5 protein-coding genes and 1 pseudogene are annotated in these 6691 nt (G+C 46.2%); 1 reads left to right on the top strand and 5 read right to left on the bottom strand.

What is annotated here, in order from left to right; translation table 11 throughout:
• Together O9332_RS20835 and tnpB are read right to left on the bottom strand one after the other, a co-directional pair.
• A pseudogene (locus O9332_RS20835) lies at positions 1–400 on the bottom strand (hypothetical protein); the annotation flags it as partial.
• 215 nt (positions 401–615) lie between these two features.
• A complete protein-coding gene (tnpB, locus tag O9332_RS20830) occupies positions 616–1788 on the bottom strand; it encodes an IS200/IS605 family element RNA-guided endonuclease TnpB (protein WP_002764978.1) in 1173 nt (390 codons plus the stop codon).
• A gap of 340 nt (positions 1789–2128) precedes the next feature.
• On the opposite strand from tnpB, the gene thrC reads away from it, so the two are divergent.
• On the top strand, positions 2129–3238 hold the full coding sequence (gene thrC / locus O9332_RS20825; RefSeq protein WP_008203543.1) for a threonine synthase: 1110 nt from the start codon (positions 2129–2131) through the stop codon (positions 3236–3238).
• 29 nt (positions 3239–3267) lie between these two features.
• Here the strand turns inward: thrC and hisB are convergent, their stop codons facing one another.
• The 3 genes from hisB to O9332_RS20810 form a co-directional block, all read right to left on the bottom strand.
• Entirely contained in the window at positions 3268–3897 is a 630-nt protein-coding gene (gene hisB, locus O9332_RS20820) for an imidazoleglycerol-phosphate dehydratase HisB (RefSeq protein ID WP_002756684.1), read from the bottom strand.
• A 210-nt stretch (positions 3898–4107) separates the two neighbouring features.
• Entirely contained in the window at positions 4108–5622 is a 1515-nt protein-coding gene (locus O9332_RS20815; RefSeq protein WP_288027215.1) for an energy transducer TonB, read from the bottom strand.
• A 166-nt stretch (positions 5623–5788) separates the two neighbouring features.
• The gene (locus O9332_RS20810; RefSeq protein ID WP_147072603.1) at positions 5789–6472 is read right to left on the bottom strand and encodes a hypothetical protein; all 684 of its coding nucleotides are present in this window, start codon (positions 6470–6472) and stop codon (positions 5789–5791) included.
• Positions 6473–6691 lie beyond the last annotated feature (219 nt).

Genomic DNA, 6691 nt, shown 5'->3' with positions numbered 1-6691 from the left:
CCAACACCCCGCCCCACACCACGCCCAACGCCACGCCCGACACCACGCCCAACGCCACGCCCCACACCACGCCCCACACCACGCCCCACACCACGCCCAACGCCACGCCCCACACCACGCCCCACACCACGCCCCCCCAATCAACAGAAAGTCCTAAATTTGCTGCTATGCTACAGATAATCAGAGGGGTAATTACAGTTAAGAGAAGACCCTGAATCCCTAGACGCAATTGTACGGTATGGTTATCGCCGCCGTCTCTCGTTTCCACATACCAGCGCACTGCTTGGGGAAAATAAAACACCCAGTACAACAGCAAAAGATAATCAAAGGGATTCCATAAAGATAAATCGCGTCTGAGTTTAGGGGCGAGATTAATGGTGGGGACGGTGCTTTCCTTCATAATTTCTATCTCTGGCTATTTACCCGGTGATGGTTTATTAAGTAGTTAGGTGTTACTCAAGGTAGGGTTGATTCATGAATCAACCCTACTATTCGGCACCCCCCTTATCAAGGGGGGCAGGGGGGATCAAACCCCCCTTATCAAGCAGGGGGGAGCCATCTTCAATTTAAATATAACCAGCTAAGTGAACTACTCTCAACAGAGTTGAGAGCTTCCTATTTCACGGGGGATTGCCTCAAGACGGACTTACGCCCAACTTTTGGTCTTACATCCCCTCTATAGGCAGTATCGCTAGTTCCTAACGACAATATCCGTAAGGCTTCATTTTTGATGTTTATCGCCGCATTTATATCACGATCATGGGTTGTTTTGCAATGCTCACAAGTCCATGTTCTAACATCAAGTGGTAAACTCGCTACTTGATTTAGACAGACATTACAAGTTTTAGAACTAGGGAAAAACCTATCAACTTCGATATAAGTTTTTCCTTCCCATTCTGCCTTGTATTTAAGCATTGTACAAAACATTCCCCAACCACAATCACTAATAGCCTTAGCTAAATTATGATTGCGTACCATGCCTTTAACATTGAGATTTTCTACCGCAATAACTTGGTTTTCGTTAACTATCTTACGGGATAGCTTGTGGAGAAAATCCTCACGACATCTTGAGATTTTAGAGTGAACTTTAGCTACTTTACGTCTAGCTTTTTGACGGTTGTTACTTCCCTTCTTTTTACGGGATAACTTTTGTTGTTTACGCTTTAAATTACGTTGATGTTTAGCTAAATGTCTAGGATTCTCATACTTACTACCATTGCTGGTAATGGCAAAATGAGTAAGTCCTAAATCAATTCCTATGCCTTTGCCATCCTTTGATGTCTCAGGCAACTCCAATTCGTCATCAACTAAAATAGAAGCGTAGTATTTACCGTCTGGAGTTTTTGAGATAGTAACGGTTTTAATTGTTCCTTCAAATTCCCGATGACGCACACAATAAACTAATCCAACTTTACCCGGTAATTTGAGGTAGTCACCTTCAAACTTGACATTAGCTGGATAGCTAATTGATTGCCTACCATGTTTGGACTTGAATCTTGGTAATCTAGCCCGTTTTTCAAAGAAATTTTGATAAGCTTGCGATAAGTTCAAAGCAACAACCTGTAAGCACTGAGAATAAGCATCTGTCAACCACTCATATTCTTTTTTGAGACTAGGCAATAGTCCCTGAATATAGTTTCGTGTTAGCCCTTTTCCTGTGGTTTTATAGGTTTCTTGGCATAAATTCAAGGAATAGTTCCAAAACCAGCGACAACAGCCGAAGCCTTTAGCTAAGGCTATTTCTTGCTCGGTATTGGGTTTTATTGTGAATTTATATGCTTTGTACATGGCTGTTATCAAGAATCTATATTTATGATAACACAACTTTATAGAATTGTCTATATGCTGGTCAGCATTCATCCCATCGCTAAAAGCGAGGGACTTCTGCTGACACTAAGTTAAATCAACTTCTGAAAGACAAAAAGGGCAAAAAATCAGATTTATAGCGATACAATAGCTATTTTTTGACCAAAAAGGTCATTTATTTGCTGTTACTGCCTTTTATCTTCCCGCATCCCTGTTTTAAACCCCATGAATCCCAATCGGGCGATCGAGATTAATTTTTTGGACTGCTTATTCGATAAAATAGGAAGCTGGGCCATCTAATCAAATCTGTATCCTTAAGGCTATGACAATTATTTCTCGATCGATCCCCCAATCACCCACTAAATCATCGTCTATCGGCGGCTGGCGCGGTTTGATCGAAGAATATCGCCAATTTCTGCCCGTAAGCAGTAAAACCCCTGTAATTACCCTCCTAGAAGGCAATACACCCCTGATACCCGCCCCCTATCTCTCAGCACAAATCGGGCGCGATGTCAAGGTTTTTGTCAAATATGATGGTTTAAATCCCACCGGCAGCTTTAAAGACCGGGGCATGACCATGGCCATCTCGAAAGCTAAAGAAGAAGGGGCAAAAGCGGTGATTTGTGCCAGTACCGGGAACACCTCGGCGGCGGCGGCAGCCTATGCAAGAAGAGCCGGGATGCGGGCCTTTGTGATTATCCCCGACGGTTATGTGGCCTTAGGAAAATTAGCCCAAGCTTTATTGTACGGAGCCGAAGTAATCGCTATTAATGGCAACTTCGATGATGCCCTCAAGATTGTCCGCCAACTATCAGAAAATTATCCCGTAACTTTAGTCAATTCCGTCAATCCCTACCGTTTAGAGGGTCAAAAAACCGCCGCTTTCGAGATTGTCGATGTCTTGGGTAATGCTCCCGACTGGTTATGTATTCCCGTGGGTAATGCGGGCAATATTAGCGCCTATTGGATGGGATTCTGTCAGTATCACCAGATAGGCAAATGTGACCGACTGCCGAAGATGATGGGTTTTCAAGCTGCCGGGGCTGCCCCTTTTATCTCCAAACAACCGGTTGACCATCCCGAAACCCTAGCCACGGCCATCCGTATCGGCAACCCCGCTAACTGGGAAAAAGCTTGGGCTGCTAGTCACGCTAGTCAAGGGCAATTTCACGCGGTCAGCGATGAGGAAATATTGGCAGCCTATCGGATTTTAGGAGGCCAAGAGGGGGTTTTCTGTGAACCGGCCAGCGCCGCTTCTGTGGCAGGATTATTAAAAGTGCATCAACAGGTTCCCGATGGGGCCACCGTAGTGTGTGTTTTAACGGGCAATGGCCTAAAAGACCCTGATTCGGCGGTAAAATACAGCAATAATCAACTAAAATCCGGGATTGCTCCCGAATTAACCCAAGTGGCTCAAATTATGGGCTTTTAAGCTAACGTTAATTCGGTTAAGCAGTGCTTCTATAAAACTCCCTTAGAACTAGGAATTATACCAGCGCGACGGGGATCGATCGCTATGGCCATACTCATCGCCCGGGCAAAAGCTTTAAAAGTAGCCTCAATAATATGATGGGAATTAATCCCGTCTAATTGGCGAATATGTAGGGTCATTTGACTGTGATTGACCAAAGCGACAAAAAATTCCCGCACTAGCTGAGTATCGTAGGTTCCCACTCTTTGGGTGGGAATTTCTAGACCATAACTGAGGTGGGGACGACCGGAAAAATCGAGGGCAACCTGCACTAAAGCTTCATCGAGAGGGGCGACAAAATGCCCGAAACGGACGATGCCTTTTTTGTCTCCCAAAGCTTGCAGTAAAGCTTGTCCGAGGGTGATTCCCACGTCTTCATTGGTGTGATGGTCATCAATTTCTAGATCTCCGGTGGCACGCACATCGAGATCGATCGCAGCGTGGGAGGCGATTTGCTGCAACATATGATCAAGAAAGGGAATTCCTGTCTGGGCGCGACAATTGCCGCTACCATCAAGATCGATCGTCACCTCTACATCGGTTTCTTTGGTAGTACGACTAACCGAGGCGCGACGGCAAGGTGAGACAAAAGAATCGGGTATCTGGGAAGTGGAAATCATTTAAGTAAAAATAAGTAGGTAGCCGTTAAAAATTATCAGATGCCCCCCTTATTAAGGGGGGATTAAGGGGGGATCGGCACCCCCCTTATCAAGGGGGGATTAAGGGGGGATCGAATTATGGACTAGGGAGATGGGGGTTTTTTTCAGTAATCAGTGAACTTAAAACTCATATCTGATAACTGATAACTGATAACTGATCACTGAAAAGGCCTAACTTTCTGGTTCAGTTTTAGCTTCCGCTGGCGGACCGGGGGGCAACACTTCCTCGCTCAGGGGTTGAGGATTTTGGCTAGTGGGGGGACTAGCGGGGGAACCCTCCGGCTGATTGAGAGCGGGGGTTTGGGGAGGAGTTTCTGGGGCTTTTTCTTCGATTATCGCTTCTTTGGGCGGTTCTGACTGGGTTGGGGCCGGATTTGGACCTGTGGTTTCGGGCGGCTTGACGTTATCCGGTTGGGGGCTAACGGCCGGTTGCGGCGGTTGATTAGGACGACGCGGGGTTACAAGTGCCGGCGTTCCGGGGGGGGAGTTACGAGTATTGAGGTTACTACCCTCTGGTTTTGGGGGATTAGCGATCGCACCTCGGCACACTTCCGGGTTAGGGGCAAAACTGACTCGCACCTGATAGATTCTCGACTCACCACTGGGATTATTAAAACGAGTTGATCTCACTTCCCCAGCCGCCTGTTGATTGAAAATCGGGAAGCCAGCACTTTTAATTAACTGGGGTTCACTGCTGAGGCGGCCTTGGGCATCCACCGTCACCCCATAAACCGCCGTCCCCGCCAATTGACGGGAACAAGCCGTAGCGGGATAATTACCGGTCAAATTGACGGTAGTTATGCCTCTGCTGCCCTGATTGGGCTGATTTAGTTCATTTAAGGCGTTAGGATTAGTTTTTTGGACTCTGGCCAGCCAATCCACCTGATTTCTCATAGCATCCTCGTTACTGGTATTGCTTTTATCCGCCTCCAGGGAGCGCAAACGTTCCCGCATTTCCCACATTAATTGTTGACGACGCTGTTCATCTAGGGGCGATTGACCATTCGGCTCCGGTGTGCGGGCTAGGGAATTGTTTAATTGTTCCTGCGCCTGTTGCGATGCACTAAGGGGCGAATTTCGCAATCTATCTAAAGTTAGATTATCTTGGTAGGGATCGAAGTAAGGCCGCACCTGCTGGTTATTAGTCTCCCTAGGCAGATTATTATTGTCCGGCAGGGTGGGAACAGCAGGAGGACTGGGTAAACTGGGGGTAGAAGTGGGAAAATTGCGAGGAATCGGTAATCTACCCAGGGAGGGGATAGATGCCACGGGAGGAGAATAGATATTGACGGAGGGTAAAGAGGAGAGGGGAGGTAAAGCAGGTAAGGAAGGTAAGGGAGGAAGGGAAGAAACCGAGGGTAAAGGAGGTAAGGTGCTGTTATGGATGCCATCCATGGGGGGGAGAGGAGGCAAAGAGGAAGAGGACGAATTGGGGTTAGGCAGTTCCGGTAAGCTGGACAGGGAGGAGTCGAGACTGGGAAGACGTGACTGCTCTAGAGGGTTTAATTCAATCAGATTGACGTTGCGTAAATCCTTTTTTGGCTCCTGTACTGGATTATTGAGGAAATTAGGTAAGATAATCGCTAAAATTAGGGCATGAATACCAAGAGAAGCGGCGAACGAGAGATTATTAGAGTTAATTAGTTTATTTTCTTCGGTTTCTAGACCAAAATAGGAGGATGTCATAATGCTAGTTAATTGAGCAGAGCCTTGAGGGGAAAAGTTAACTCTATTTTAATCGTCAGGGCGATTTTTTTTCTTGAGGGCGGGGAATTAATTGGTGTCAGTACCCCACCACCCCACACCTAACACCCCACACCCTGCCACCACCGAAAAACTTTTTCAGCCAACCCTACTGATGCGGTGAGCGGGCCACAGCTTTTAATTTGGGATACAATTCCGAAGGGTCTAACAAAGGGATAAACTCATCGATTGCCGGTTTAAAATTAGCCGGAAAATTCTCCCTAGTTCCAGGACCGTTAGGCGATTTAGGCACTGATTCTAATTCAGGGAATTTGGGCGTTTCCGGGGTTAACTGCGAGAATAATTCCTCCACATTACTCATCCCTTTGCGAGGATCATTAAAAAGAGAAGTTTCTAAGTTGAGTAAAGAATCTTTACTCGTGGCTACTGTGCCATTATTATCGGCTTTTCCCGCTTCTGGCTCTGGACAGGGCTGCTCAAGGGTGGGAGAAGGTATATTGATCTGTTCCCGTTTAGGGATAACTGCTGGTTTTTTGCCATCTAACTGGGAATCTAGCAAGTTTTTACAAACCAAGCGCTCGAATTCCCCCGTAAAATGAAAGGTAGGATGGCCGCGACGGTGCCAAATTTTGAGGATTTCCTCCACCGAAATGACTTTGTAACGTCCCTGATAGAGTGCCTCTAAAATCGCCATGCGAATCCAATTTAGCGAATAGATGGGCAACCAGCGCTCGATTAATTCTTGCGCTTTATATCCTCTCATTTCAAATCGATATTGGTTGAGTATAGTCGCTATCTGCATGAGGTTGATCTCTGGGCTAATCTCTGCCATAGAATTTACAAAAACAGTGAGCGCAATCGTTACGGCTACTAGGCACTCTATATATTAAGATTCTATTCAGGTTTTTCCTAGAGAACTCCATAAAAAAGATGATCCAATAGTCAAGTGGTTTGATAAGGGATTTCCACAAACCACTTTGGCAAATGGGGAAGTCGATTAATCTGTTTTTCCAACTCTGCCATTGCCTTCTGAATCAACTTTACCCCAGTG

The organism is Microcystis sp. LE19-10.1B (genome assembly GCF_027530565.1).
Lineage (GTDB): Bacteria > Cyanobacteriota > Cyanobacteriia > Cyanobacteriales > Microcystaceae > Microcystis > Microcystis aeruginosa.
The sequence above is the reverse complement of the archived record's forward strand: the minus strand, read 5'-3'. Positions and strand labels throughout refer to the sequence as shown.

Coding starts and splice junctions, on each gene's coding strand:
- tnpB (WP_002764978.1), bottom strand. CDS start 1,788: ATGTACAAAGCATATAAATTCACAATAAAACCCAATACCGAGCAAGAA.
- thrC (WP_008203543.1), top strand. CDS start 2,129: ATGACAATTATTTCTCGATCGATCCCCCAATCACCCACTAAATCATCG.
- hisB (WP_002756684.1), bottom strand. CDS start 3,897: ATGATTTCCACTTCCCAGATACCCGATTCTTTTGTCTCACCTTGCCGT.
- O9332_RS20815 (WP_288027215.1), bottom strand. CDS start 5,622: ATGACATCCTCCTATTTTGGTCTAGAAACCGAAGAAAATAAACTAATT.
- O9332_RS20810 (WP_147072603.1), bottom strand. CDS start 6,472: ATGGCAGAGATTAGCCCAGAGATCAACCTCATGCAGATAGCGACTATA.